Consider the following 22,166-nt stretch of genomic DNA (forward strand, 5'->3'; position numbering starts at 1 on the left):
AGTATTCCTCAGCGGCCGTATCGATCCTTCAGCATCTGGTATGCGGCGCGCAGCGCATAGGCGTCGCCGCCCTTGGGTCGTCCTGCCTTCGCCGTCGGACGCCAGGCGAAGACGTCGAGGTGCGCCCATGCCACCCCCTTGGGCACGAAGCGGCGGAGGAACAGCGCGGCGGTGATCGCGCCGGCCAGGCCGCCGTCGGGCGCGTTGACCATATCGGCGATGTCCGACTTGAGGTCCGCGTCGTAGCCGTCCCACAGCGGCATCCGCCACAACGGGTCGCCGAGCGCGGTGCCCGCCGCGAGCAGCGCCTCGGCAAGCGCGTCGTCGTCGGTGAACAGCGGCGGCAGGTCGGGCCCGAGCGCGACGCGGGCGGCGCCGGTCAGCGTGGCGTAGTCGAGGATCAGCTCGGGCTTGCCTTCGCCCGCCTTGGTCAGCGCATCGGCGAGGATCAGCCGGCCCTCGGCATCGGTATTGGTGTTCTCCACCGTCAGCCCGGCGCGGCTGCGGAGCACGTCGCCGGGGCGAAAGGCGTCGCCGGCGATGCTGTTCTCGACCGCCGGGATCAACAAATGGAGGCGGACCGGCAGGTTGGCCGCCATCACCAGCCCCGCCAGCGCCAGCGCGTGTGCGGCACCGCCCATGTCCTTCTTCATCAGCTTCATGCCGGCGGCGGGCTTGATGTCGAGGCCGCCGGTGTCGAAGGTCACGCCCTTGCCGACCAGCGCGACGCGGGGATGGACGGGGTCGCCCCATTCCAGCTCGATCAGGCGCGGGTGGCGGTCCCTGGAAGCGGCCTGTCCGACCGTGTGGATCATCGGATAGCCGGTCGCGAGCGCGTCGCCGCGCGTGACGGTCAGCGTCGCGCCGTGCCGCTTCGCCAGCGCCTCGGCCTGTGCCTCCAGGTCGGCGGGACCCATGTCGGACGCGGGCGTGTTGACCAGATCGCGGACCAGCGCCGTCGCCTGCGCCAGCCGCACCGTCTCGGCGATGCGCGCGGGATCCGGCGTGAGCAGGACGCGCGGCTCGGCGGGGGCGTCCTTGCGGTAACGGCCGAAACGATATTGGCCGAGCAGCCAGCCGAGCGTGCCCGCGCCGGGATCGTTCGTCAGCCGATAGGTTCCGGGCGGCAGGAAGCCGCCCATCGACGCAAAGCGCCACGGCGACGTGACCGGGTCGTCGCAGACCAGCACGGCGGACCAGTCCTCCGCCCCCTCGCCGGGCAAGATCGCCTTGTCGCCAGCCTTGCCCGTCAGTGCATGCGCGGCGACGGCAGCGCGGCCGCGAGCAGGTTGCGCGGCGAGCCAGGCGGTCCACGCATCGGGAGTGACGACGTGAATGTCGCGGGCGGGCTGCCCGCGATCGGGCTGGAGCAGGTCGGCGAAAGTCATTGCGTCGGCGCCACCAAAAACTGCTCGAACCGTCCGCTCTCACCGGGTTCGGCATAGGTGCTGACCGCGAGCGATCGGTTGGGATAGGTGACCCGATACACCCGGTTGATGAACCCGCCGCGCAGCCGCGTGCGGCCGGTCTGGACGAAGCCGGTCGGCTCGCCGAGCGGGGCGAGGCTGGTGCGGTAGTCGCCGCGAGCCTGCGCGGTGAAGTAGAAGTTCGCGTCCGTCGTCAGCAACCGAGCGTCGAGGGCACCTCGGCGGAGCTGGTCGTAGACGATCCGGGCGCGGGCGAGCGCCGCCTGGTCGGCGGTCGCCGGCGCGGGCGCGGGGGGAAGGACGACGCGGCCGATGCCCTGCGCGATCCGGGTGACGGCGTCGGAGAACCAGCTGTTGGTGAGGACGACGATCGCGGCCTGCTGATCGGGGAAGACGACGTTCTCCGACAGGAACCCGACCGCCTCGCCCGAATGCTCGACATAGCGGCGGCCGTCGGCGACGCCGGTGCCGACCCCCAGCCCATAGCCGTTGGTGGTGCCGTCGGCGAGGCGCACGGGCGTCTCCTGCGCCGCCCAATCGTCGGCGGGAAGCAGCGTCCGCTGTAACCGTGCCACGTCCCACTTCGCCAGATCCTCCGCCGACATGGCGAGTTCCCCGGCGGCGTATAGCCAGCCGTGCGCGGCCGGCGTCTCGACCCGCACCGGGCCGAGCGCCAGCCGGCGATAGCCCTGCGGAAAGCCGGGACCGACGGCCAAATCCTGATCCATCGCGCGGATGCCGAGCGGGTGAAAGACTCGGCGCTGGAGGAACGCGAGCAGCGGCTCGCCCGCGGCCTTCTCGACGATCAGTCCCGCGACGACATAGCCCGTGTTTGAATATTGCCACTGCGTGCCGGGGTCGAAGTCGAGCGGCTTCTTCGCCCAGCGGTCGACGATCTCCTGCGGCGTGATCGGCCGCGCCATCGCGGCGAAGCTGTAGTCCTGCGGCCAATAGTCCTGCAGGCCGGAGGTGTGGGAGAGCAGCTGGCGGAGCGTGATCCGGTCGCCGCCGGTGATGCCGGGCAAATATTTCGCGACGGTATCGTCGAGGCTGAGCTTGCCCTCGTCCTCCAGCAACAGCAGCGCGGCGGCGGTGAATTGCTTGGACACCGACGCGATCTGATAGGGCAGCCGCGCATCGGGTGCGCCGCACCGCTCGCACTGTTTGCCATAGGCGCGAACGAAGACGATCCGCCCGCCACGCACGATCGCGATCGAGGCGGACGGCACGCCGGTGTCGCGCAGTGTGGCGGTGACGACCTGATCGACCTGCGCGCGCTCGGCAGGGCTGAGCGCCTGGGCGAGAAGGGGGGCGGGAGACAGGGCGAGGACGGCGGCGAGGAGCGAGCGGAGCATGACGTCGTTCAATCAGATGCGTCCGCCGGGCGCAACTTTCGTCTAGGCGCCGACTGGGACGCCGAACAGGTCGTGCTCGTCCGCATCCTCGATCGTCACGTCGACGATGTCGCCAGCGGACAGATGCGCGGCGTCGCGGAGCAGGACCTGGCCGTCGATCTCCGGCGCGTCGGCCTGGCTGCGGCCGGTGGCGCCTTCTTCGCCGACCTCGTCGATGATGACCGACAGCGTGCGCCCGATCTTCGCCTGGAGCTTGGCGGCGGAGATGGCGGCGGTGCGCTCCATGATGCGCGCGTAGCGCTCCTCCTTGACCTCCTCGGGCACGTGGTCGGGCAGCGCGTTGGCGGTAGCGCCCGCTACGGGTTCGAAGCGGAACGCGCCGACGCGGTCGAGCTGGGCCTCGTCCAGCCAGTCGAGCAGATAGTCAAAGTCCGCTTCGGTCTCGCCGGGGAAGCCGACGACGAAGGACGAGCGGATCGCGATGTCCGGACAGATGTCGCGCCAGCGGCGGAGGCGTTCGAGCACCTTGGCGTCGTTGGCGGGGCGCTTCATGCGCTTGAGCACGGCGGGGCTGGCGTGCTGGAACGGAATGTCTAAATAGGGGACGACCAGCCCCTCGGCCATCAGCGGGATCACCGTGTCGACGTGCGGATACGGATAGACGTAGTGAAGGCGGACCCACGGCGCGATGCGGCCGAGTTCGCGGGCGAGATCGGTCATCGCGGGCACGACCTCGCGACCCTTCCATGACCGCGGCTCGCGGCGGATGTCGATGCCGTAGGCGCTGGTGTCCTGGCTGATGACCAGCAGCTCGCGTGTGCCCGCCGCGACCAGCTTCTCCGCCTCGCGCAGGATCGCGTCCGGGCGGCGGCTGACCAGATCGCCGCGCAACGACGGGATGATGCAAAAGGCGCAGCGGTGGTTGCAGCCCTCCGAAATTTTCAGATAGCTGTAATGGCGCGGCGTCAGCTTGAGGTCGGTGTCTTCGACGGCGCCGCCGGGCACCAGGTCGAGATAGGGCGAATAGGGCACCGGCGCGGCGTCGTGGACGGCGACGACGACTTGCTCGTATTCGTGCGCGCCGGTGATCGCGAGCACGTCGGGAAAGCGGCTGCGGATCGCGTCCGCCTCCTTGCCCATGCAGCCGGTGACGATGACGCGGCCGTTCTCCGCGATCGCCTCGCCGATCGCCTCCAGCGACTCCTCCTTGGCGGAATCGAGGAAGCCGCAGGTGTTGACCAGCACGACGTCGGCGCCGGCGTAGTCGGGCGACAAGCTATAGCCATCGGCGCGCAGCCGCGTCAGGATACGCTCGGAGTCGACCAGGTTCTTGGGACAGCCGAGCGACACCATGCCGACGCGCGGCGGGGAGGGAAGGACGGTCGCCATGGGAGACGGCGCATGTAGGCCAGTGCGAGCCGATTTGCCACCACTTGCCTTCGGCCCTCGGCGCGGCGACACGATGCGACCAGTGCCGACCTATCATCTGACCCCGCATCCTGACCATCCGCCGCTCGCCGTGCGTGGGGTCGAGGTGGAGGTGACGGGCCGCGACGACGGTGTCCGCCTCGGCTACCGCGTGCTCGCGCCGGAGACGGTCCTCACGCCCGAGCGCCTATCGCCCGCTCGCGCAGACGAGCTGTGGCGGACGACGTGTTTCGAGCTGTTCCTGCGCTTCGATGACGACGAGCAATATGTCGAGTTCAACTTCTCGCCGTCGACCCGCTGGGCGGCGTATGCGTTCGACGGGTATCGGGAGGGGATGACCGCGCTCGACCGCGACGTCGATCCGCGCATCCAGCGGCGACCGGACGGGGTCGCCGTCGCGTGCAATCTGCGCGGTCTTCCTTACGGCGGGCTTGCGATGGCGCTGACGGCGGTGATCGAAGAAACGGACGGCACGAAGTCCTATTGGAGCCTCGCGCACCCGCCGGGCGCGCCCGACTTCCATCATCCGGCTTGCTTCGTCGCGCGGCTCCCGGCACCGGCTGCGCAATGAACTTCGGTATCGACCGGCTGCTCGCCGAGCCCGACCTCCGTCGCCCGCTGGTCGGCAAGCGTGTGGCGCTGCTGGCGCATCCGGCGTCGGTGACGGCGGACCTGACGCACTCGCTCGACGCGCTGGTCGCGGCGGGAGTGAACATCACGGCGGTGTTCGGGCCGCAGCATGGCGTGCGTGGCGACCTGCAGGACAATATGGTCGAGTCGCCGGACTACACCGACCCGGTCTACGGCGTGCCGTGCTTCAGCCTGTATGGCGAGGTGCGGCGTCCGACCGGGCAGTCGATGGGGACGTTCGACGTGCTGCTGGTCGACCTGCAGGATGTCGGCTGTCGCATCTACACCTTCGTGACGACGCTGCTTTACATGCTGGAAGCGTGCGCCGCGCAGGGCAAGGCGGTATGGGTGCTCGATCGGCCCAACCCCGCCGGGCGGCCGGTCGAAGGGACGACGCTGCAACCGGGCTGGGAGAGCTTCGTCGGCGCGGGGCCGATGCCGATGCGCCACGGGCTGACGCTGGGCGAGATGGGGCGCTGGTTCGTCGCCAGGTTCGGGCTGGATGTGGATTATCGGGTCGTCGAGATGACGGACTGGCGTCCCGAGGAGGCGCCGGGGTTCGGCTGGCCGCCCGAGCGGGTGTGGATCAACCCAAGCCCCAACGCCGCCAACGTCAACATGGCGCGCGCCTATGCCGGCACGGTGATGCTGGAGGGAACGACGATGAGTGAGGGCCGGGGCACGACGCGGGCGCTGGAGCTGTTCGGCGCGCCCGATCTCGATGCGCTTGAGCTGCTGGCGACGATGCGGCGGATCGCGCCCGACTGGCTGGCGGGATGCACGCTGCGACCGATCTGGTTTCAGCCGACCTTCCACAAGCATGTCGGCGAGCTATGCGCGGGGCTGTTCATCCATGCCGAAGGCGCCTGTTACGACCATGCGGTGTTCACGCCGTGGCGCTTGCAGGCGCTGGCATTCAAGGCGATCCGGACGTTGCGGCCGGACTATCCGTTGTGGCGCGATTTTCCGTACGAATACGAGTTCGACAAGCTGGCGATCGACGTCATCAACGGCGGTACTGGGTTGCGCGAGTGGGTGGACGATCCTGCTGCCGCGCCTGGCGATCTCGATGCGATTGCCGGGCCGGACGAGGCGGCGTGGGGGGAAGAGCGGCGACCATACCTGATATATTGAGCACGGTCGCCGATCGGTTCGGATTTAGGCCTTCTTTGCTGCTGGCTTCTTGGCGGCAGTCTTCTTGGCAGCCGGTGCCTTTTTCGGCTTGTCGCTCTTCAGCGCGCGGGCGGCGGCGGGACCGCCGATGATGGCCGCGGCACCCGCTACGATCGCGGCACCGATGGCGGCGGCGGTCTTCGGCCGGGCCTTGACCGCGTCAACCGCTTCCTCCGCCAGATCCTGCGCGCGCTCGCCGAGTTCCTTGGCACGGTCGCTAAGCGACGGGCCGTCGACCTTGGCGGCCTTGTCCGCCTTCGGTGCCTTCGGCGTTACGCCCGGCTGTTCGGGCTCGGCGACGTGGGCGTGCTTCATCTTGGCGTTGGGAATGCTGGACATGGTACGCTCCTGGCGGTGATGCAGGTTAAACCGGAACGGTAGCGCAATGGTTCCGTGGCGATCGATCCGCACCCCTGCTATGTGGCGGCGATGAGGAGTTCGATCGCTGTCGGCGTCGCAGCGCTGTGCGTAATGACCGCGCCCGTGGCGGCGCAGGTATCGCGCGACGTCGTCGTCACCGGGCGGCGCGAGGTCCCACGTGCCGCCGCACGGCGGTTCGCCGACAGTATCGCCTGAAGGTCGACGGGCAGCTTTCGCGCGTACGCTGGCCGATCTGCCCGGTCGTGCTGGGCATCGATCCGGCGCTGGCCGAGGTAATCGTCGCGCGGCTGCGGCAGGCACGCGATGCGGGTGCGCCGGTCGCGGGCGAGGGCTGCCATGACGCCAACAGCAAGCTCATCATCGCCGCGGACCCGGCAGCGCTGATGACCGACATCCGACTGACGCGGCCCGGTTGGCTGAACGGCGTCCGCGCGGCGGGGATCGAACGTCTAGTCGCAGACACCGGACCGGCGCGCGCCTAGCAGGTGACCGAGGTGCTCAACGAGGACGGTCGCGCGATGCGAGGCTCGCCATCCACCTCGGGCGCGACCGCACCGACCACCAATCCGGGCGGGAGCGGTTCGGTCGCGCTGCCGTCCGCGCCGGTGTTGCAGGTAATGGGAAGCTCGATCCTGCAGCCGTCGACGCAGCAGGCGATCGGCGCCGCGTTCCTGGTGATCGACGCCCGCGCAAGGCTGGGCAAGACGCCGACCCAGATCGCCGACTATGCGGCGATGCGGTTGCTGGCAGCGACGCGAGTGCCGGCGGCGGGCGGCGACACCGTGTTGACGCTGTTATCGGGCGGCGAGGCGCCGGCGGGACTCACGCCGAGCGATGCCGCTTATCTGCGCGCGCTCCACCATACGCCGACGACCGAGAAGGCATCGGCCCGGCTCGACTCGATGGCAGGACAGATGGCGAGAGCCGCCCGCTAACGCTTGCGCGTCAGTTCCCGCATCGCGTCGTCGAGGCCGGTGAGCGACAGCGGGTACATGCGGTCGGTCATCAGCTCGCGGACGATCTTCACCGATTGCGAATAGCCCCATTGCTGCTCGGGCACCGGATTGAGCCACACCGCGGCGGGGTAGGTGGTGGTCATGCGGTGCAGCCAGACCGAGCCCGCCTCCTCGTTGAAATGCTCGACGGAGCCGCCGGGATGGGTGATCTCATACGGGCTCATCGAGGCGTCGCCGACGAACACCAGCTTGTAGTCGTGCCCAAACTTGTGGAGCACGTCCCACATCGGCGTCCGTTCGGTGAAGCGGCGCCGGTTGTCCTTCCACACGCCTTCGTACGGGCAGTTGTGGAAGTAGAAGAACTCGAGGTTCTTGAACTCGGTCGTGGCGGCGGAGAACAGCTCCTCGCAAAGCTTGACGAACGGGTCCATCGACCCGCCGACGTCGAGGAAAAGCAGCAGCTTGACCGCGTTGTGCCGCTCGGGGCGCATGTGGATGTCGAGCCAGCCCTGCCGCGCGGTGCCCTCGATCGTCGCATCGAGGTCGAGCTCGTCGGCCGCGCCGTCCCGCGCGAAACGGCGCAGGCGGCGTAGCGCCACCTTGATGTTGCGGGTGCCGAGCTCCTTGGTGCTGTCGAGGTTCTTGAACTCGCGTTGGTCCCAGACCTTGACCGCCTTCTTGTGCTGAGATTCGCCGCCGATCCGGACGCCTTCGGGATTGTAGCCGCCATTGCCGAACGGCGAGGTGCCGCCGGTGCCGATCCACTTGTTGCCGCCTTGATGCCGGCCCTGCTGCTCCTCCAGCCGCTGTTTCAGCGTGTCCATGATCTCGTCCCACGAGCCGAGCGATTTGATCGCTTTCATCTCCTCGGGCGTCAGGAACTTCTCGGCCACCGCCTTTAGCCAGTCGGCGGGGATTTCCGCGTCCTGCTTGCCGAAGGTGGTGGCGATGCCGCGGAACACCTTGGCGAAGACCTGATCGAACCGGTCGAGCAGCCCCTCGTCCTTCACATAAGTCGCGCGGGCGAGATAGTAGAAGTCTTCCGGCGTGCGTTCGATGACGTCGCCTTCCAACGCCTCCAGCAGCACGAGGTGCTCCTTGAGGCTGGCCGGGATGCCGGCGATGCGGAGTTCGTCGAGGAAGTTCAGGAACATGACCGGCCCCAGGCTTAACGCCGCGCTAACCGTCCAGCGGCTATCGCGGGTCAGGACTTTCGGAGCGTGACTAGCATGCCCATCGGCGCCGACGCGAGTGCGATCGACGACATGGCCAGGAACTGCGGCGCCGTCGCGATCGGCGCCACGGAGGCGCACGGCCACATGACGCGGGTGTCGGGTACGATCCGGGACCAATTGGCGCGGCTGGCGACGTTGCAGACCGTGACGGAGCAGCTGTCGGCGGAGCAGGCGCAAAGCGCCGCCTCGACGCTGGAGGCGCGGGCGATCGCCGACCGGTCGAGCGCCAACGTGCGCGCGGGCGCGGCGCTGATCGCGGACGCCATCGGCGACTTCGGGTCGCTCACCAAACTGGTGGTGCGACTGGGGCAACATGTCGCGCGCTTCGCCGACGCGATGGAGGACGTGCGCCGCGTCACCGACGATATCGATACGCTCGCCCGCACTACCAACGTGCTGGCGCTCAACGCGACGATCGAGGCGGCGCGCGCCGGCGACGCGGGCCGCGGCTTTGCGGTGGTCGCGGACGAGGTCAAGCGGCTGGCGCACAGCACGCGCACCGCGAACGACGCGATCGGGACGCGCATCGCGTCGCTGCATCAGGAGGCGAGCGGGATCGCGGCCGACCTGAACGTCGGCGTCGATCAGGCGCGCGCGGCGCAGGGCCGCTTCGGGGCGATCGACGGCGTGCTGGGCGAAGTCTCGCGGCTCACCGAACTGGTGTCGCAGCAGTCGGACGAGACGGTCCGCTCGACCACGCGGGTCGAGGCGGGCGTGACGCGGGTTCGCGACGGATTGGACGGGTTCGTCCGCGACGCGCGTGCCAATAGCGAGCAGCTGGGCGAGGCCGAGCGCAACGTCACCGAGCTGGAGGTGCTGTCGAACCGGATGTTCGATCGGCTCGTTACCGGCGGGTTCGCGCGCGACGATCAGCGTTTTGTCGAGATCGCCATAGCCGGGCGCGACGAGGTGCAGGCGATCGTCGAAGCCGCGATCGCGCGTGGCGAGATCGGGGCCGATGCGGTGTTCGATACGACCTATCGACCGATCGCGGGTTCCACGCCCGAGCGGTTCGACACCCGGTTCTGCGATTTCGCCGACGCACATATCCGTGCCGTGATCGATCAGGTTTCGAGAAGCGATGCGCGGATCGAGGGATCAGTGATCTCCGACGTCAATGGCCATCTCCCGACGCATGTATCGGAGCGATCGCTGCCGCCACGAGCAGGCGAATCGGCATGGAACGACGTCAACTGCCGCAATCGCCGCATCTTCTGGGATGCCGCGACCGAGCGGGCGGTCGCGAGCGCGCAGCCCTTCACCATGTCGGTGTACCAGCTGGACCGATCGTCGCAGCGGCTGATGGTGAAGAGTGTGTATGTGCCCCTGTTCATCGCGGGCCGACGCTGGGGGAATTTCGAGATCGCCTACCGCGATCGATAGGCGGGGCCGTTACTTCCCGTAGGCGTCGATGAGCGCCGCGACGTAGTCCGGGTTCCGGCCCGTCAGCTCCCCGGCAGGCGCGCGGTCGGCGTAGATGAACCCATCGACCGGGTAGGTTGAGCCGCCTAGCCCGTCCGAATCGCGGAACCAGACGCGTACCTCGCTCCAGTCGTTGGCGGGGGAGACGTCGAACAGCGTCACGTCCTGCTCGGCATGGCCGCGCGCGCCGTTGAGCCGCGACCAGTTGGCGTGGGTCAGCAGCACGACGCGCTTTTCAACGACCCGGCTGATGACCGCGACATGGCCGAGCGGCAAGCGGCCGGTGCGGGAGAACACGACCACGGCACCCGCGCGTGGGCTGTGTCCGCGCTGATAGCGGCCTGCCGCCTGACTCCACCAGGTCCATGCGTCGCCATAGATCTGGACGCCCGACGCGGCCCGCGCGAAGGGCACGCATTGTCCGACGTAGTCGAGCAGCGATGCCGCCGGCGCCTGTGCGGCCAAGCCGAGGGCCGCGAGGGTCGCGACAAGACGTAGAGGCGCGCGCATCGGCAAATCCTAGTCACGCAGTGGTTAACAAAATGTTGCGTGCCGTCCCTGGACGGATTTGCGACCGTAACGGAAAATCCATCTTGCCGCACGGCCGATTTGGCGCAAAAGATACCGTCACTTCCGGGGGTAATCGGGAGCGAACAGGGGACAGATTCATGATGAAGCAGATCGCTGCCGCGGCCGTGTCCGCCGCGCTTTTCACCGCAGCCACTATTGTGCCGTTGCCGACGCTGGCCGTCGCCCACGCCGCGCCCGCCAAGGGCTGCACCGACGGCAAGAACCGCCGGGTGCGGATGGTCAACGCGACCAGCTACACGATCCAGCGGATGTATGGGTCCAACGAGGGCCGCACGACCTGGGAAGAGGATGTCCTGGGCGATTCGGTGCTGCGGCCCGGCAATTCGGTAGTTGTGAACTGGGACGACGGCACTTGTTACTGCGTGTTCGACTTCAAGGCGGTCTATTCCGACGGCGACACCAGCACCAAGCGCACGGTCGACGTCTGTCGTCTGGAGACGTTCCGCTTCGTCGAATAGCGCCCGATGATCGGGATCGGGATCGATGCGCCGTCGGCGGGCTGCGGCTCGCCGACGGTGCGTCGACTCAGCCCCGATTGGCCTGGCGCTTGGCCATGAAGGCAAGCCGTTCGAACAGCATCACGTCCTGCTCGTTCTTGAGCAGCGCGCCGTGGAGCGGCGGGATCGCCTTGGTCGGGTCGCGGTTCTGCAGCACTTCAAGCGGCATGTCCTCGTGGAGCAGCAGCTTGAGCCAGTCGAGCAGCTCGCTGGTCGACGGCTTCTTCTTCAATCCCGGCACGTCGCGAACGTCGTAGAAGATGTCCATCGCCTTGGCGACGAGCAGCCGCTGGATGCCGGGAAAGTGGACGTCGACGATGGCCTGCATCGTCTCCCGGTCAGGAAACTTGATATAGTGGAAGAAGCAGCGGCGCAGGAAGGCGTCGGGCAGCTCCTTTTCGTTGTTCGAGGTGATGACCACGATCGGCCGCTCGACGGCGCGCACCGTTTCCTTGGTCTCGTAGACGTGGAACTCCATGCGATCGAGCTCTTGGAGGAGATCGTTCGGGAACTCGATATCGGCCTTGTCGATCTCGTCGATCAGCAGCACGGGCGCGACGGGGCGCGTGAACGCCTCCCACAGCTTGCCGCGCCGGATGTAGTTGCCGATGTCGTGGACGCGCTCGTCGCCGAGCTGACCGTCGCGCAGGCGGGCGACGGCATCGTACTCGTACAAGCCCTGCTGCGCCTTGGTGGTGGATTTGACGTTCCATTCGATCAGCTCGGCGCCGACCGCCTTGGCGATCTCGTGTGCCAGTACGGTCTTGCCGGTGCCGGGTTCGCCCTTGACCAGTAGCGGCCGCCGCAAGGTGACGGCGGCGTTGACCGCGACCTTTAGGTCGTTGGTGGCGACATAGTCTTGGGTGCCTTCGAAGCGCTTCATGGCCATGCCTGTTTTCGAGGAATGGGTATGCGAATGGCGTAAGCGAGCGTCTAGTGCAAGCTGTCCGCGGCCTGTTGTCCCATCGTGACGTAGTCGAGCTTGCCCGTGCCGAGCACGGGTAGCGCCGGGACGATCCGGATGTCCTTGGGCAGCATCAGTTCGGTGACGCCGTTCGCGCGGCCCCAGGACTGGAGCGCGGCGGCGGTGGCGTCGGCGCGAGTCGTGAACATCACGAGCTGTTCGCCCTTGCGTGCGTCGGGGCGGGTGACGACGGCGTGTTCGGCATCGGGCCAGAGCTTGCCCGCATAGCCCTCGACGGCGGGCAGCGAGACCATCTCGCCGCCGATCTTGGCGAAGCGCTTGGCGCGGCCGCGGATCGTGACGAAGCCAGCGTCGTCGATCGTGACGATGTCGCCGGTGTCGTGCCAACCGTCTTCGGGCGGCTGGAGCACGCCGGGGCGGTCGGCCTTGAGGTAGCCGGCCATGACGTTGGGGCCGCGGATCGAGAAGCGGCCGCCCTCGTCGATGCCGGGGACGGGATCGAGGCGGCCTTCGACGCCGGGGAGGAGGCGGCCGACGGTGCCCGCCTTGAAGTGCATCGGCGTGTTGACCGCGATGACGGGCGCGGCCTCGGTCGCGCCATAGCCTTCGAGGATACGGAGGCCGAACTTTTCGGCATAGACCTTGCGGGTCTCGTCGCGCACGCGTTCGGCTCCGGCAAAGATGTAGCGGAGCGAGTAGAAGTCGTAGCCGTGCGCCATGCGCGCATAGCCCGACAGAAAGGTATCGGTGCCGAAGAGGATCGTGGCGTTGGCGTCGTAGGCGAGGGCGGGAACGATGCGGTAGTGCAGCGGGCTGGGGTACATGACTGTCCGCACCCCGTGGAGGATCGGCAGCAGGGTGCCGCCGGTCAGGCCGAAACTGTGGAAGACGGGCAGCGCGTTTAGCACCACGTCGCCCTCGTTGAAGTCGATCCGGGCGGAGAGCTGTTCGCAATTCGCCAGCAGATTGCGGTGGGTCAGGACCACGCCTTTGGGCAATCCCTCCGAGCCGCTGGTGAAGAGGATCACCGCCGGACTGTCCGCCGACACGGCGCGGCGGCGGTGGAGGCGGAGCGCCCATCGAACGGCGAGTATGGCGCCGAGCTTTCTGAGCGGGCCGATTTCGGTGCCGGCGTCCTCGACGTTACGGACACGGATGTTGGCGGAGGTGACGCCTTCGATGACGCTTTGCAGCTTCGATTGCTCGACAAAGGCGCGTGACGTCACGATCGTCCTGATCTCGGCGGCCTCACAGGCGGCGAGGATGTTGGACAGGCCGGCGGTGAAGTTGAGCATCGCGGGCACGCGGCCGGCATATTGAAGCGCGAAGAAGGTTGCGACGGTGGCGTTGACGTTGGGGAGCAGGACGCCGACCGCCTCGCCCGGTCGCGTGTCGCGGGTGAGCGGGCCGGACAGCGCGAGCGACCCGGCGATCAGCCGCGCATAGGTGAGGGGCACGCGCTTGATGTCCTCGACCACCGGCGCCTTGCCGCCGTGGATGTCCTTCGCATCGATCAGTGCCTGGAACAGCGTGCGGTCGATGTTGGAGGTGGCGAACATCGTCTCGCTCATCACGTCGTAGAGCTTGCGCCCGGCGGCGGCGCGGCGCGCGCGGGCGCTGTCGCCCTCCACCTCGAACCGGCGCTGCGGCAGCACGGTCAAGGTGATGCGCGGAAACCAGCGGCGGCGGACCTTGCCGCCGAGCCGGGAGAAGGGCGTGAACTGCGCGCCGTCGATGCGGACGGGGACGATCGGCGCGTCGGCCTTGGCCGCGACCATGCCGGGGCCGTCGAACACCTTCATCAGCGCGCCGGTGACGGTGATGCGGCCTTCGGGGAAGATCACCAGCGTGCGGCCGTCGCGCACCGCCTTGACCATCGCCTTGGCCGCCATCGGGTTGGTGGGATCGACCGGGAAAGCGTCGAACAGCTTGATGAACGGACGCACCCACCACGCCTGCGCGATGCGGGTGTGGACAGCGAAGGTCGGCTTGCCGGGCAGGAAGGCGGCGAGCAGCAGGCCGTCGAGGAAGGAGACGTGGTTGACGACGACCACCGCGCGCTCGCCGGCGCGCGGCATGTTCTCCGCGCCGTCGACGCGGACGCGGTAGAACGTGGCGAGGACGCCGCGCACCAGCCATTTGAACACCGTCTCCGGCAACAGCCAGCAGGTGATGAGCGCCACCGCCAGCGTCGCGAAACCCATCGTGCCGATCACGCCGGGCACGCCGACGCCGGCGGACTGGAGTGCGAGCACGACGAAGACGATGCTGACCGTCGAGATCGCGTTGAGGATATTGTTGGCGGCGATGATGCGCGAGCGGTTGGCGGGATCGGCATGGGTCTGGAGGATCGCGTAGAGCGGCACCACGAAGGCGCCGCCCGACAGCGCCAGGCCGAGCACGCCGGCCAGCACCGGCCACGCCTGCGGCTGCACGGCGAAGGCTCGCCAGTCGAGGCCGGGCACGGGGGTGTAGGTGCGCGACACCACCCACAGCGCGATCAGCGACGCCGCCATGCCGAGGGCGGCGAGCGGGACGAAACGCGCGGAGACCTCGCCGCGCAGCAGCCGATTGACGAGCAGCGAGCCCGACGCGACGCCGATCGAGAAGACCAGCAGGAACAGGATCACCGCGTCGGCGCCGAGGCGCAGCGACCCGGCGAGCGCGGGCAGCTGCGCGGTGACGACGGTGCCGACCGAGAAGAACCAGCTGATGCCGAGGATCGCGAGCCACACCCCGCGTCCACCACGCGCGGCGCGCAGGATCTCGCCCGTGCCGCGGATGATGTTGGGATCGACCTTCAGCCGGGCGGCAGGCGGCGCCGACGGGACGGCGAGGCTGACGAGCAGACCGGCGACCGCGACGCCGATCGCGATGTAGCCCGCGTGCATCGGCGGCATCAGCCCGCCCATCAGCTGGCCGGCGAGGATCGCGAGGAACGTGCCCGCCTCGATCAGGCCGGTGCCGCCCATGATCTCGCCTGCTCCCAGATGCTGGGGCAGGATCGAATATTTGACCGGGCCGAAGATCGCCGAATGGACACCCATCGCGACGACGCAGCCGAGCAGGATCGGGATCGACGCGAAGTGGAAGCCCGCCAGCGCGACGCCCATAATGGCGATCTCGGCGGTCTTTACCCAGCGGACGAGCTTCGCCTTGTCGAGACCGTCGGCGAGCTGGCCCGCGACGGAGGACAGGAGGAAGTAGGGCAGGGTGAACAGCCCGGCGGCGATCGTCGCCAGCATCTCCGCCCGCCCCGGCTCGCCCGGATAGAGCGTGAAGGTGGCGAGGAACACCATCGCATAGCGCAGCAGGTTGTCGTTGAACGCCCCGCCGAACTGCACGAGGAAGATCGGGGCGAAGCGGCGCTTGCCGAGGAGCGACAGGTCGGGAGCGGACATGGGTGCCTCTCTAACAGTCTATTGCGACTTTTCCGCTGTGCTCGTGCGGAGGCAAGAGCACAGGGCGGTCATGTGTTATGCTCAGGGTCCTGGGCTCCTGCCTCCGCAGGCGAACGGTCGTCCGGCAAATAGCGGCTGTAGAGCCAGCCGATGCCGATCAGGCTGAACCCGAGCGCGGCGAAGGAGGCGATGCGGAGCAGGCCGTGGAGGCCCGAGGTGTCGAGCAGGAACACCTTGGCCACCGCGCCGAGCATCACCACCAGCGAGGCGATGCGCCAGTCGCGGCTACGGCGACGGATGCCCCATTGCAGGAAGCCGATCGCGATGCCGATCGCGACGACCGAGCGCAGGATGTCCTCGCCCTCGCCGACGCCGTGCGTGGCGAGCAGGCTGCCCTGGAAGAGCTGGCGCAGCGCCGACGCGGCGAAGAGCAGGACGAGGAGCATCTGCGCCCAGCCGCGCGCCCGCTCCGCGTGTGGCGGCAGGCCGGTGCGTCCCGCCGCCCAGAGCAGCCCGAAGGCGAGCGCATAGACCGGCAGCAGCAGGTTGACGACGGGGAGCGCGCCGACCGCCTGATCGCTCCACAGCGGGTCGTGGATCACTAGCGTGAACCAGCCGAGGTGCGCCATCGCGGCGATCCCGAGCGCACGGGCGGCCACGGGGACGCGCTTCGCCAGCCCGACCGCGGCGAGCGCGAGCAGCGCCTCCCACAACGTACGCTCCGCGAGGCCGTGCGCGACGAAGTCGGCGGCGCCGTGGAGCGCGAACAGCTGCTTGTAGGCGATGTGCGCCACCGGCGTGCCGAGCAGCGCCAGCCCGACCGTCCAGCCGAGGCGGACCGTCCGGTCGACAGGCGGGTGACGCCATAGCAGCAGCGCGGCGGCGACGGCGGGCGCCAGCAGGCGCGTGGCGGTGTCGGTGAGGCTCGGCAGCGCGTCGACATAGAGCGGTAAGCCGAGCAGCGCGCCGCCGCCGCCCGCGAGCCACTGGCCGAGCGGCCATGCCGCCCACGCGGTCGCGAGGACGCCGGCGGTGATCGTCGCGGCGTCGGAACGGCGGAACCAGCCGAGCGCGGCGAGAGCGGCCGCGGGGATCAGCGGCAGCAGCGCGGTCGGGAGCAGCTGCGCGACCGCGACATAGCCGAGCAGCACGGCGGCGATCTCACCGATCGGCCGGGCGGCGGGCAACTTGCCCCAGCGTGCGAAAACCAGCGCGGTGGCGGTGGCGATCGCCCAGCGCAGCGACTCCAGCGGGAGCGCGGCGCGATCGAACAGGCCGCCCGCATGGCCGAGCGGATCGGCGCGGCCGGCGGTGAGGACATAGAGGCCGAGCGTCGCCGCACCGGCGAGCCAGGCGAAGCGTTCGACGTGGCGGTCCTGCGCCCGGTCGGCGAGCAGCACGAGGCCGGCGGCGACCGCGGCCCAGGCGGGGGCGATCCACATCTCGGGCAGCGCAAAGGCGGCGGCGGTCGCGGTCAGTGTCGCGGCGGTGGCGGTGAGGAGGACGAAGCGGATGTCCTCGCGCCGCGTCGCGTTGCGCCAGCCGAGTGCCGCGACGCCGCCGGCGACGGCCGCGCCGAGCAGGGCCAGCAGCGTCGCGTCGCGGTCGATCGGGTCGGCGTGGAGCAGCCACAGCACGATCGGCGCGGCGGCGAGTGCCGCGACCGCGCCGGCATCGGCGAGCCGCGCGTCGGGGCGCCAGACGCGCCACGCGGCGGGCAGGCCGAAGATCGCGGCGGCGCCGGCGAGCACGATCGCGAGATCCTGTTCGGTCGGCAGCGGCCACGCCATCATCAGCAGCAACGCGACGACGAGCGCGGGCGCGGGGAGGTCGGCGAGCGGCTTCTCGCGGCGCGACAGCCAGACGCTGGCGATGCCGAGCAGTCCGAACAGGCTCCATTCGAGCATCGCGTAACCGCCGGTCGCGACCAGCGCGGCGAGCTGCGCCGCCGCCGCCAGCGTGCCGACGAGGCGGACGAGGTGACCGCGCGCGCCGCCGAACAGCAGCACCGGCAGCCCGACGCCGAGCAGCAGCAGGAAGCCGCCGACCGACAGCCGGTCGGTGAGGTCGAGCGCGCCGCCGAGGATCAGCACCAGCCCCCAGCCGAAGCCGCCCGCCAGCGCCGCGACGCCCAGCCACCACCAGCGCTGCGCCCGGCCGAGCGTCGCCAGCCCGCCGACCGCGAGCGACAGATAGGCGGCGAGCAGCGGCACGTTGGGGTTGCCGCTGCCGACCAAAGCGGGCGCGGCGAGCCCGCCGACCAGCCCCAGTACCGCAGACGGTGCGCCGAAGCGGATCGACAGGAAGCCGGCGAGCACGGTCACGCCCGCCAGCCCGACGAACGCGGTCAGCGGCGGGATGAGGTGATAGAGATTGGTCGCGATCAGGATGGCGGCGTACAGCGTCGCGACGCCGGCGCCGGACAGCGCCTGTGCGACGCGGGGGTCGCGGACGCGGTGTTCGTTCTGCCGCGCCGCCTCCGCGCCGGCGATCAGGCCCGAGCCGAACAGCAACCCGCCGACGACGCGCACCCAGGGCGAGAGCAGACCGGCGTCGATCGAGTATTTGACGATCAGGAAGCCGCACACCGCGAGCGTGATGCCGCCCGCCCAGATCGGGAGCTTGCGGCCGAACAGGTCCTCGAAGGAGAAGGCGGGGCGGGGGGCGGCCGGCGTCGGCGGTGTCGCTCGGGTCCCGTCGTCCCCGCGCACGCGCGGAGTCATCTCATTCGCTGGTGCGGCTTCGATGGCCGGAGCCGGGTCCCCGCTTTCGCGGGGATGACGGGGGGTGGGCAGTTCTTCGTCACCGGGATGACGGGGGGGTTGAACGACGCGGACGGTGACGAGCGGGGCGACGACCGCATCGGGCTCGACCGGCTCCGCGGGGACATGGACGGCGGGGGTGGCCCAGTTGGGGGGGAAGTCGGACAGGCGCGTGGGCTGGCCCAGCTCCATCGCGCGGACGCGGAGCCGGAGCGCGCCGATGTCGGTCCAGAGCTTCACCACCGCGCCGAACAGCGCCAGTACCAATAGCCACAGCATCGCTGCATCTCCCGTGTCGCAGCCCGCCTAGAGCAATAATGAGCGCTGTTCAATAACTGAATTGGACAGCGCTCATTTTTTGTGGTCAAGCGTCGCCATGGGTAGGCGATCAGATCACAGCCGCGCCGAGCTGGAGGCGCTGATCCTGCACGAGGGCCACGGCCTGATGGCCGAAGTCGGCTTCGCGCGGTTCTCTGCGCGCGAGGTGGCGAAGCGGGCGGGCTATTCGATCGGGACGATCTACAACGTCTTCGGCAGCTACGACCGGCTGGTGCTGGCGATCAACACCCGCACCTTCACCTTGTGGGCGCAGCATCTGCGCTCGAAGCTGAGCGGGGCGGGCGAGGACCGCATCGCGGCGCTGGTCGCCGGGTATTTCGGGTTCGCGCGCGAACATCCGCATCTGTGGATGGCGATCTATGACCACCGGCTGCCCGCGGGGATGTCGATCCCGGCAGCGGACGAGGCGACGCGCGCCGAGCTGACCGGGATCGTGGCGGAGGAGATCGCGCGCGCGCTGGGCGGGCGGCCGGACGTGGGCGCGCTGACGCGGTCGCTGGTGGCGACGGTCCACGGCCATTGCGATTTCGCGCTGACCGGCGCGTTCGCGCTGATGGGCGAGGCGGACCCGGAGGGCGCGGCGCTGGCGCGGGTGCGCGAGACGCTTAGCGCCGCAGGCTGAAGAATGTCGCGCGGCTCAGCGCCGCGCGACCGGCAGCGAGAGGCAGAAGCACGCGCCGGTGTCGGACGGGCGCAGCGCGATGTCGCCGCCGACCGCGTCGAGTAGCGAGCGGACGATGGCGAGCCCCAGGCCGCTGCCACCCGCGTCGCGCTTGGTGGTGAAGAACGGCTCGAAGATGCGGTCGCGGTCGGCGGCGGGGACGCCCGGTCCGTCGTCGGCCGTGCTGACTTGTACGGTGCCGCCGTCGACGCGCGCGGTGATCCGCACGGCGGTGGCGCCGGCCTGACGCGCGTTGTCGAGGAGGGTGACGAGCATTCGTTCGAGGACGGCGGCTGGGGCGGCGACCGGCGGCAGGGCGGGCAGCATTACAGCGACGGCGAACCCTTCCTTCCGAGCGGCGTCCGCGACGGCGTGGACGACGGTGGCGAGGTCGGTCGAGGCATCGGCGGGGGCGGCGGTCATGTCGGCACGTGCGAGGTCGAGCAGGCGCGTGACGAGGTGTTGGAGGCGGCCGGCGTCGGCGTCGGCATTGGCGAGGAAGCGGCGGCGCTCGGCGGCGGTCATGTCGTGCTCGCCGACCAGTTCCAGCGCGCCGCGGATGCCCGCGAGCGGCGTCTTGAACTCGTGGCTGACCGCGTGGGCGACATCGCGCAGGTAGCGCGAGCGGCGCTCGATCGCGGCGGCCATGACGGCGAAGTCGCGATACAGGTCCTGGATCTCGGCGGCGGCGGTCGGCGGCGGCGGTGGGACGACACCGCGCCCGGCGCTGACCGAGCGGGTGGCGGCGGATAACGCCTCGACCGGGCGGGCGATCGAGCGCGACAGCAGCGCGGTCAGCCCGAACAGCGCCGCGAGGATGACGGCGATGCCAGCTGAGATCTTGCCGCGATCCTCGTAGAGCCCGCGGAACAGCGCCCGCGCGGAGCGGCTGACGAGGACGACGCCGACGACGCGGCCGTTCACCACCACCGGCCGGGCGTGATGGACGCGGATCGCGGCGGCGCGGCTGAGCCATTCGAACCAGTAGACCGGCCGATATGCGCCGTTGCGACGGAGCACGGTGGCGGGGCGACCGGCGAGCGCGGCGCGGACCTCGGGCAGGTCGGCATGGCCGCCGCCCGCGAGCGGCCCGGCGACGATGCGTCCGGCGCCGTCGAGCAGATAGGCGGTGGCGAGCGTGACCTGACGGGTGCGGGCGAAGACGGGGGCGAGCCGCTGCGCGGCCTGGACGGCGTCGGGGGCGGGCGGCCCTTCGTAGCGCGGCTGCGGGCGGGCGGGGAGGATCGGCGTGGCGCTGAGATCGACCTGCGGTGCCTCCGGCATGACGTCGTTGGCGGCGGGGAGCGGCCGGGGCTGCGCGCCCGGCCAGTCGACGGCGGCGGCGGCGGCGAGGGCGGCGCCCTGCGCGACCAGTTCGGCTTCGGTCTGGCGGACGAGCGTGTTCTCGTAGACGCGCAGGAACACCGCCGCGATGCCGGGGGTGGCGGCGACGAAGAAGAGCGTCGCGAACAGGACGGTGCGGAGGCGGACGCGGGGCCAGCGCGCCTTGAGCCAGTCCTTGGTGCGGGCGATCACCGGTCAGCCGCACAATTCTTCGTCGCCCCGGCTCAAGGCCGGGGTGACGAGACGAAGGCGTTCATCGGATCTTGTCACCACAATTGCCAAGCCGATAGCCGATGCCCGCCCGCGTCTCGATCAGATCGGTGGCGCCGAGCGCGCCGAACTTCGCGCGGAGGTTGCGGATGTGGCTGTCGATCGTGCGGTCGGTGATCGCGAAGCCGGGGCCGTGGAGGCGGTCGATGATCGCGTCCCGGCTGAACACCTTGGCGGGGTGCGCGGCGAGCGTGCGGAGGATGGAGAACTCGGTCAGCGTCAGCGCGATCGCCTCGCCCGCCCACTCGGCGCGCCAGCCGTCGAGGTCGAGCGTCAGCCGGCCATGGCGGATCGCGGGGCCGGCGACGACGGGCGCGCGCGCGCCGGTGCGGCGGAGCACGGCCTGGACGCGCGCGACGACCTCTCGCGGGGAGAAGGGTTTGACGACGTAATCGTCGGCGCCCAGCTCGATCCCGACGACGCGGTCGATCTCGTCGTCGCGGCTCGACAGGAACAGCACCGGCGTGTCGCCCCCGGCCCCTCGAAGCCGGCGACAGACCTCCAGCCCGTCCATGCGCGGCATGTTGATGTCGAGGACGACGAGGTCGGGCGCGTCCGCCTCGACCGCCGCGAGCGCAGCCTCGCCGTCGGCGGCCTCGCTGGTCGCGAAGCCCGCCTTGCCGAGCGCGAAGACGAGCAGCTGGCGGATGTGCGGGTCGTCGTCGACCACGAGTACGGAGCGGGGCATCGGGCAGACGATGCGGGACGGGGCGGGAAGGTCAAGGGCGAGCATGAGGAGCGGGGTAGCGAGGCGGGGTGCAGGGGGTGTCGGTGCCGGTGTGCAGAACGGGTGCAGGCGAGGCATACCGCCGTCATCCCGGCCGTGAGCCGCTGCGGGTTGTCGTTGAGGTCAGACTCGCGACCGTTTCGCACCCGGCCCTCACCCTGGCGCTTCGCGCCTGTCCCTCTCCCGCAAGCGGGAGAGGGTTGGGACCTGCCTCTTCCGTCGGCGCTGGGAGGCAGCGGGACCCCGGCTCAGGGCCGGGGTGACGGATGATCCATCCCGAAACCGCGCGGGATACGTCGCTCCTGGCAGCCGGTGGCGGCGAAGCTGGCCATGAGCGAGGCGAGCGCCGCATCGAGGTCGTGCCTGCTGCCGCACAGGAAGATGTCGACGGCGGCATAGCCGTGTTCGGGCCAGGTGTGGATCGAGATGTGCGATTCGGCGAGCAGCGCGACGCCGGTCACGCCCTGGCCTTCCCCGAAATGGTGGAGGCGGACGTCGAGCAACGTCGCGTCGGCGGCGGCGACCGCGTCGCGCAGCGCGGTGTCGACGCGGGCGACGTCGGCGAGGCCGGTGCAGCCGGTGAGGTCGGCGATGAGGTGGGTGCCGGTGGGGGTCACGCCGTTGCCCTAGGGCCGGAGCCGT

The 22,166-nt window shown here is 69.8% G+C and carries 20 protein-coding genes; 8 read left to right on the forward strand and 12 right to left on the reverse strand.

Going from position 1 to position 22,166, the window contains the following annotated elements; translation table 11 throughout:
• Window positions 1-8: 8 nt before the first annotated feature.
• From ACOFKS_RS12355 to rimO, 3 genes are read right to left on the reverse strand one after another with little or no spacing between them, the layout of a single operon-like run.
• Entirely contained in the window at window positions 9-1,388 is a 1,380-nt protein-coding gene (locus ACOFKS_RS12355; protein WP_419809548.1) for a leucyl aminopeptidase family protein, read from the reverse strand.
• Window positions 1,385-2,782: a serine hydrolase domain-containing protein gene (locus ACOFKS_RS12360; RefSeq protein ID WP_419809549.1), complete on the reverse strand. Its 1,398-nt coding sequence runs from the start codon at window positions 2,780-2,782 to the stop codon at window positions 1,385-1,387. Before ACOFKS_RS12360 ends, ACOFKS_RS12355 begins: the two co-directional genes overlap by 4 nt.
• Window positions 2,783-2,824: 42 nt before the next feature.
• Window positions 2,825-4,171: a 30S ribosomal protein S12 methylthiotransferase RimO gene (rimO, locus tag ACOFKS_RS12365; RefSeq protein ID WP_419809550.1), complete on the reverse strand. Its 1,347-nt coding sequence runs from the start codon at window positions 4,169-4,171 to the stop codon at window positions 2,825-2,827.
• Window positions 4,172-4,244: 73 nt separating this feature from the next.
• On the opposite strand from rimO, the gene ACOFKS_RS12370 reads away from it, so the two are divergent.
• Window positions 4,245-4,781, forward strand: a complete 537-nt coding sequence (locus ACOFKS_RS12370; RefSeq protein ID WP_419809551.1) for a DOMON-like domain-containing protein — start codon at window positions 4,245-4,247, stop codon at window positions 4,779-4,781.
• Window positions 4,778-5,974 (forward strand): exo-beta-N-acetylmuramidase NamZ domain-containing protein, encoded by a 1,197-nt coding sequence (locus ACOFKS_RS12375; RefSeq protein WP_419809552.1) that lies wholly within the window; start codon window positions 4,778-4,780, stop codon window positions 5,972-5,974. Before ACOFKS_RS12370 ends, ACOFKS_RS12375 begins: the two co-directional genes overlap by 4 nt.
• Before the next feature lie 24 nt (window positions 5,975-5,998).
• Here ACOFKS_RS12375 and ACOFKS_RS12380 read toward each other — a convergent pair whose 3' ends face one another.
• The gene (locus ACOFKS_RS12380; protein WP_419809553.1) at window positions 5,999-6,424 is read right to left on the reverse strand and encodes a hypothetical protein; all 426 of its coding nucleotides are present in this window, start codon (window positions 6,422-6,424) and stop codon (window positions 5,999-6,001) included.
• An 18-nt stretch (window positions 6,425-6,442) separates the two neighbouring features.
• Here ACOFKS_RS12380 and ACOFKS_RS12385 point away from each other — a divergent pair, with 18 nt between their 5' ends.
• The 3 genes from ACOFKS_RS12385 to ACOFKS_RS12395 are packed head-to-tail and all read left to right on the forward strand — an operon-like array spanning window position 6,443 to window position 7,329.
• Window positions 6,443-6,589, forward strand: coding sequence for a hypothetical protein (locus tag ACOFKS_RS12385; RefSeq protein WP_419809554.1), 147 nt, complete (start codon window positions 6,443-6,445; stop codon window positions 6,587-6,589).
• 47 nt (window positions 6,590-6,636) lie between these two features.
• On the forward strand, window positions 6,637-6,876 hold the full coding sequence (locus tag ACOFKS_RS12390; protein ID WP_419809555.1) for a hypothetical protein: 240 nt from the start codon (window positions 6,637-6,639) through the stop codon (window positions 6,874-6,876).
• A 3-nt stretch (window positions 6,877-6,879) separates the two neighbouring features.
• Window positions 6,880-7,329, forward strand: coding sequence for a hypothetical protein (locus ACOFKS_RS12395; protein WP_419809556.1), 450 nt, complete (start codon window positions 6,880-6,882; stop codon window positions 7,327-7,329).
• On the opposite strand, the gene ACOFKS_RS12400 is transcribed toward ACOFKS_RS12395, so the two are convergent.
• Window positions 7,326-8,504 carry a vWA domain-containing protein gene (locus ACOFKS_RS12400; RefSeq protein ID WP_419809557.1) on the reverse strand — a complete coding sequence of 393 codons (1,179 nt, stop codon included), beginning with the start codon at window positions 8,502-8,504 and terminating at the stop codon, window positions 7,326-7,328. The two genes, ACOFKS_RS12395 and ACOFKS_RS12400, sit on opposite strands and share 4 nt — an antisense overlap.
• Before the next feature lie 75 nt (window positions 8,505-8,579).
• Between ACOFKS_RS12400 and ACOFKS_RS12405 the strand changes: the two genes are divergently transcribed.
• The gene (locus ACOFKS_RS12405; protein WP_419809666.1) at window positions 8,580-9,968 is read left to right on the forward strand and encodes a methyl-accepting chemotaxis protein; all 1,389 of its coding nucleotides are present in this window, start codon (window positions 8,580-8,582) and stop codon (window positions 9,966-9,968) included.
• A gap of 9 nt (window positions 9,969-9,977) precedes the next feature.
• Here ACOFKS_RS12405 and ACOFKS_RS12410 read toward each other — a convergent pair whose 3' ends face one another.
• Complete coding sequence (locus tag ACOFKS_RS12410; protein WP_419809558.1) at window positions 9,978-10,517, reverse strand: CHAP domain-containing protein; 540 nt, start codon at window positions 10,515-10,517, stop codon at window positions 9,978-9,980.
• 158 nt (window positions 10,518-10,675) lie between these two features.
• On the opposite strand from ACOFKS_RS12410, the gene ACOFKS_RS12415 reads away from it, so the two are divergent.
• Window positions 10,676-11,056 carry a hypothetical protein gene (locus ACOFKS_RS12415; protein ID WP_419809559.1) on the forward strand — a complete coding sequence of 127 codons (381 nt, stop codon included), beginning with the start codon at window positions 10,676-10,678 and terminating at the stop codon, window positions 11,054-11,056.
• Between the two features lie 67 nt (window positions 11,057-11,123).
• Here the strand turns inward: ACOFKS_RS12415 and ACOFKS_RS12420 are convergent, their stop codons facing one another.
• The 3 genes from ACOFKS_RS12420 to ACOFKS_RS12430 form a co-directional block, all read right to left on the reverse strand.
• Window positions 11,124-11,978 (reverse strand): AAA family ATPase, encoded by an 855-nt coding sequence (locus ACOFKS_RS12420; RefSeq protein ID WP_419809560.1) that lies wholly within the window; start codon window positions 11,976-11,978, stop codon window positions 11,124-11,126.
• A gap of 50 nt (window positions 11,979-12,028) precedes the next feature.
• Complete coding sequence (locus ACOFKS_RS12425; protein ID WP_419809561.1) at window positions 12,029-15,421, reverse strand: acyl-[ACP]--phospholipid O-acyltransferase; 3,393 nt, start codon at window positions 15,419-15,421, stop codon at window positions 12,029-12,031.
• Between the two features lie 68 nt (window positions 15,422-15,489).
• The gene (locus ACOFKS_RS12430) at window positions 15,490-18,462 is read right to left on the reverse strand and encodes a DUF2339 domain-containing protein (RefSeq protein WP_419809562.1); all 2,973 of its coding nucleotides are present in this window, start codon (window positions 18,460-18,462) and stop codon (window positions 15,490-15,492) included.
• Between the two features lie 97 nt (window positions 18,463-18,559).
• Here ACOFKS_RS12430 and ACOFKS_RS12435 point away from each other — a divergent pair, with 97 nt between their 5' ends.
• A complete protein-coding gene (locus ACOFKS_RS12435) occupies window positions 18,560-19,144 on the forward strand; it encodes a TetR/AcrR family transcriptional regulator (RefSeq protein WP_419809563.1) in 585 nt (194 codons plus the stop codon).
• A 15-nt stretch (window positions 19,145-19,159) separates the two neighbouring features.
• On the opposite strand, the gene ACOFKS_RS12440 is transcribed toward ACOFKS_RS12435, so the two are convergent.
• The 3 genes from ACOFKS_RS12440 to speD all read right to left on the reverse strand — a co-directional run bounded on the left by ACOFKS_RS12440 (window position 19,160) and on the right by speD (window position 22,141).
• Window positions 19,160-20,719 carry a sensor histidine kinase gene (locus tag ACOFKS_RS12440; RefSeq protein WP_419809564.1) on the reverse strand — a complete coding sequence of 520 codons (1,560 nt, stop codon included), beginning with the start codon at window positions 20,717-20,719 and terminating at the stop codon, window positions 19,160-19,162.
• Window positions 20,720-20,780: 61 nt separating this feature from the next.
• Window positions 20,781-21,530, reverse strand: a complete 750-nt coding sequence (locus tag ACOFKS_RS12445; RefSeq protein WP_419809565.1) for a response regulator — start codon at window positions 21,528-21,530, stop codon at window positions 20,781-20,783.
• Window positions 21,531-21,772: 242 nt separating this feature from the next.
• Window positions 21,773-22,141, reverse strand: a complete 369-nt coding sequence (gene speD, locus ACOFKS_RS12450) for an adenosylmethionine decarboxylase (protein WP_419809566.1) — start codon at window positions 22,139-22,141, stop codon at window positions 21,773-21,775.
• Window positions 22,142-22,166: the final 25 nt, after the last annotated feature.

Source organism: Sphingomonas sp. (assembly GCF_965200135.1).
GTDB lineage: Bacteria > Pseudomonadota > Alphaproteobacteria > Sphingomonadales > Sphingomonadaceae > Sphingomonas.

Excerpts from the sequence above, each read along its gene's own strand:
- ACOFKS_RS12445 (WP_419809565.1), bottom strand. The coding sequence starts at position 21,530 with ATGCTCGCCCTTGACCTTCCCGCCCCGTCCCGCATCGTCTGCCCGATG.
- ACOFKS_RS12420 (WP_419809560.1), bottom strand. The coding sequence starts at position 11,978 with ATGAAGCGCTTCGAAGGCACCCAAGACTATGTCGCCACCAACGACCTA.
- ACOFKS_RS12355 (WP_419809548.1), bottom strand. The coding sequence starts at position 1,388 with ATGACTTTCGCCGACCTGCTCCAGCCCGATCGCGGGCAGCCCGCCCGC.
- ACOFKS_RS12410 (WP_419809558.1), bottom strand. The coding sequence starts at position 10,517 with ATGCGCGCGCCTCTACGTCTTGTCGCGACCCTCGCGGCCCTCGGCTTG.
- ACOFKS_RS12400 (WP_419809557.1), bottom strand. The coding sequence starts at position 8,504 with ATGTTCCTGAACTTCCTCGACGAACTCCGCATCGCCGGCATCCCGGCC.
- ACOFKS_RS12425 (WP_419809561.1), bottom strand. The coding sequence starts at position 15,421 with ATGTCCGCTCCCGACCTGTCGCTCCTCGGCAAGCGCCGCTTCGCCCCG.
- ACOFKS_RS12370 (WP_419809551.1), top strand. The coding sequence starts at position 4,245 with ATGCGACCAGTGCCGACCTATCATCTGACCCCGCATCCTGACCATCCG.
- ACOFKS_RS12430 (WP_419809562.1), bottom strand. The coding sequence starts at position 18,462 with ATGCTGTGGCTATTGGTACTGGCGCTGTTCGGCGCGGTGGTGAAGCTC.
- ACOFKS_RS12375 (WP_419809552.1), top strand. The coding sequence starts at position 4,778 with ATGAACTTCGGTATCGACCGGCTGCTCGCCGAGCCCGACCTCCGTCGC.
- ACOFKS_RS12405 (WP_419809666.1), top strand. The coding sequence starts at position 8,580 with ATGCCCATCGGCGCCGACGCGAGTGCGATCGACGACATGGCCAGGAAC.
- ACOFKS_RS12415 (WP_419809559.1), top strand. The coding sequence starts at position 10,676 with ATGATGAAGCAGATCGCTGCCGCGGCCGTGTCCGCCGCGCTTTTCACC.
- rimO (WP_419809550.1), bottom strand. The coding sequence starts at position 4,171 with ATGGCGACCGTCCTTCCCTCCCCGCCGCGCGTCGGCATGGTGTCGCTC.
- ACOFKS_RS12360 (WP_419809549.1), bottom strand. The coding sequence starts at position 2,782 with ATGCTCCGCTCGCTCCTCGCCGCCGTCCTCGCCCTGTCTCCCGCCCCC.
- ACOFKS_RS12435 (WP_419809563.1), top strand. The coding sequence starts at position 18,560 with ATGGGTAGGCGATCAGATCACAGCCGCGCCGAGCTGGAGGCGCTGATC.
- ACOFKS_RS12385 (WP_419809554.1), top strand. The coding sequence starts at position 6,443 with ATGAGGAGTTCGATCGCTGTCGGCGTCGCAGCGCTGTGCGTAATGACC.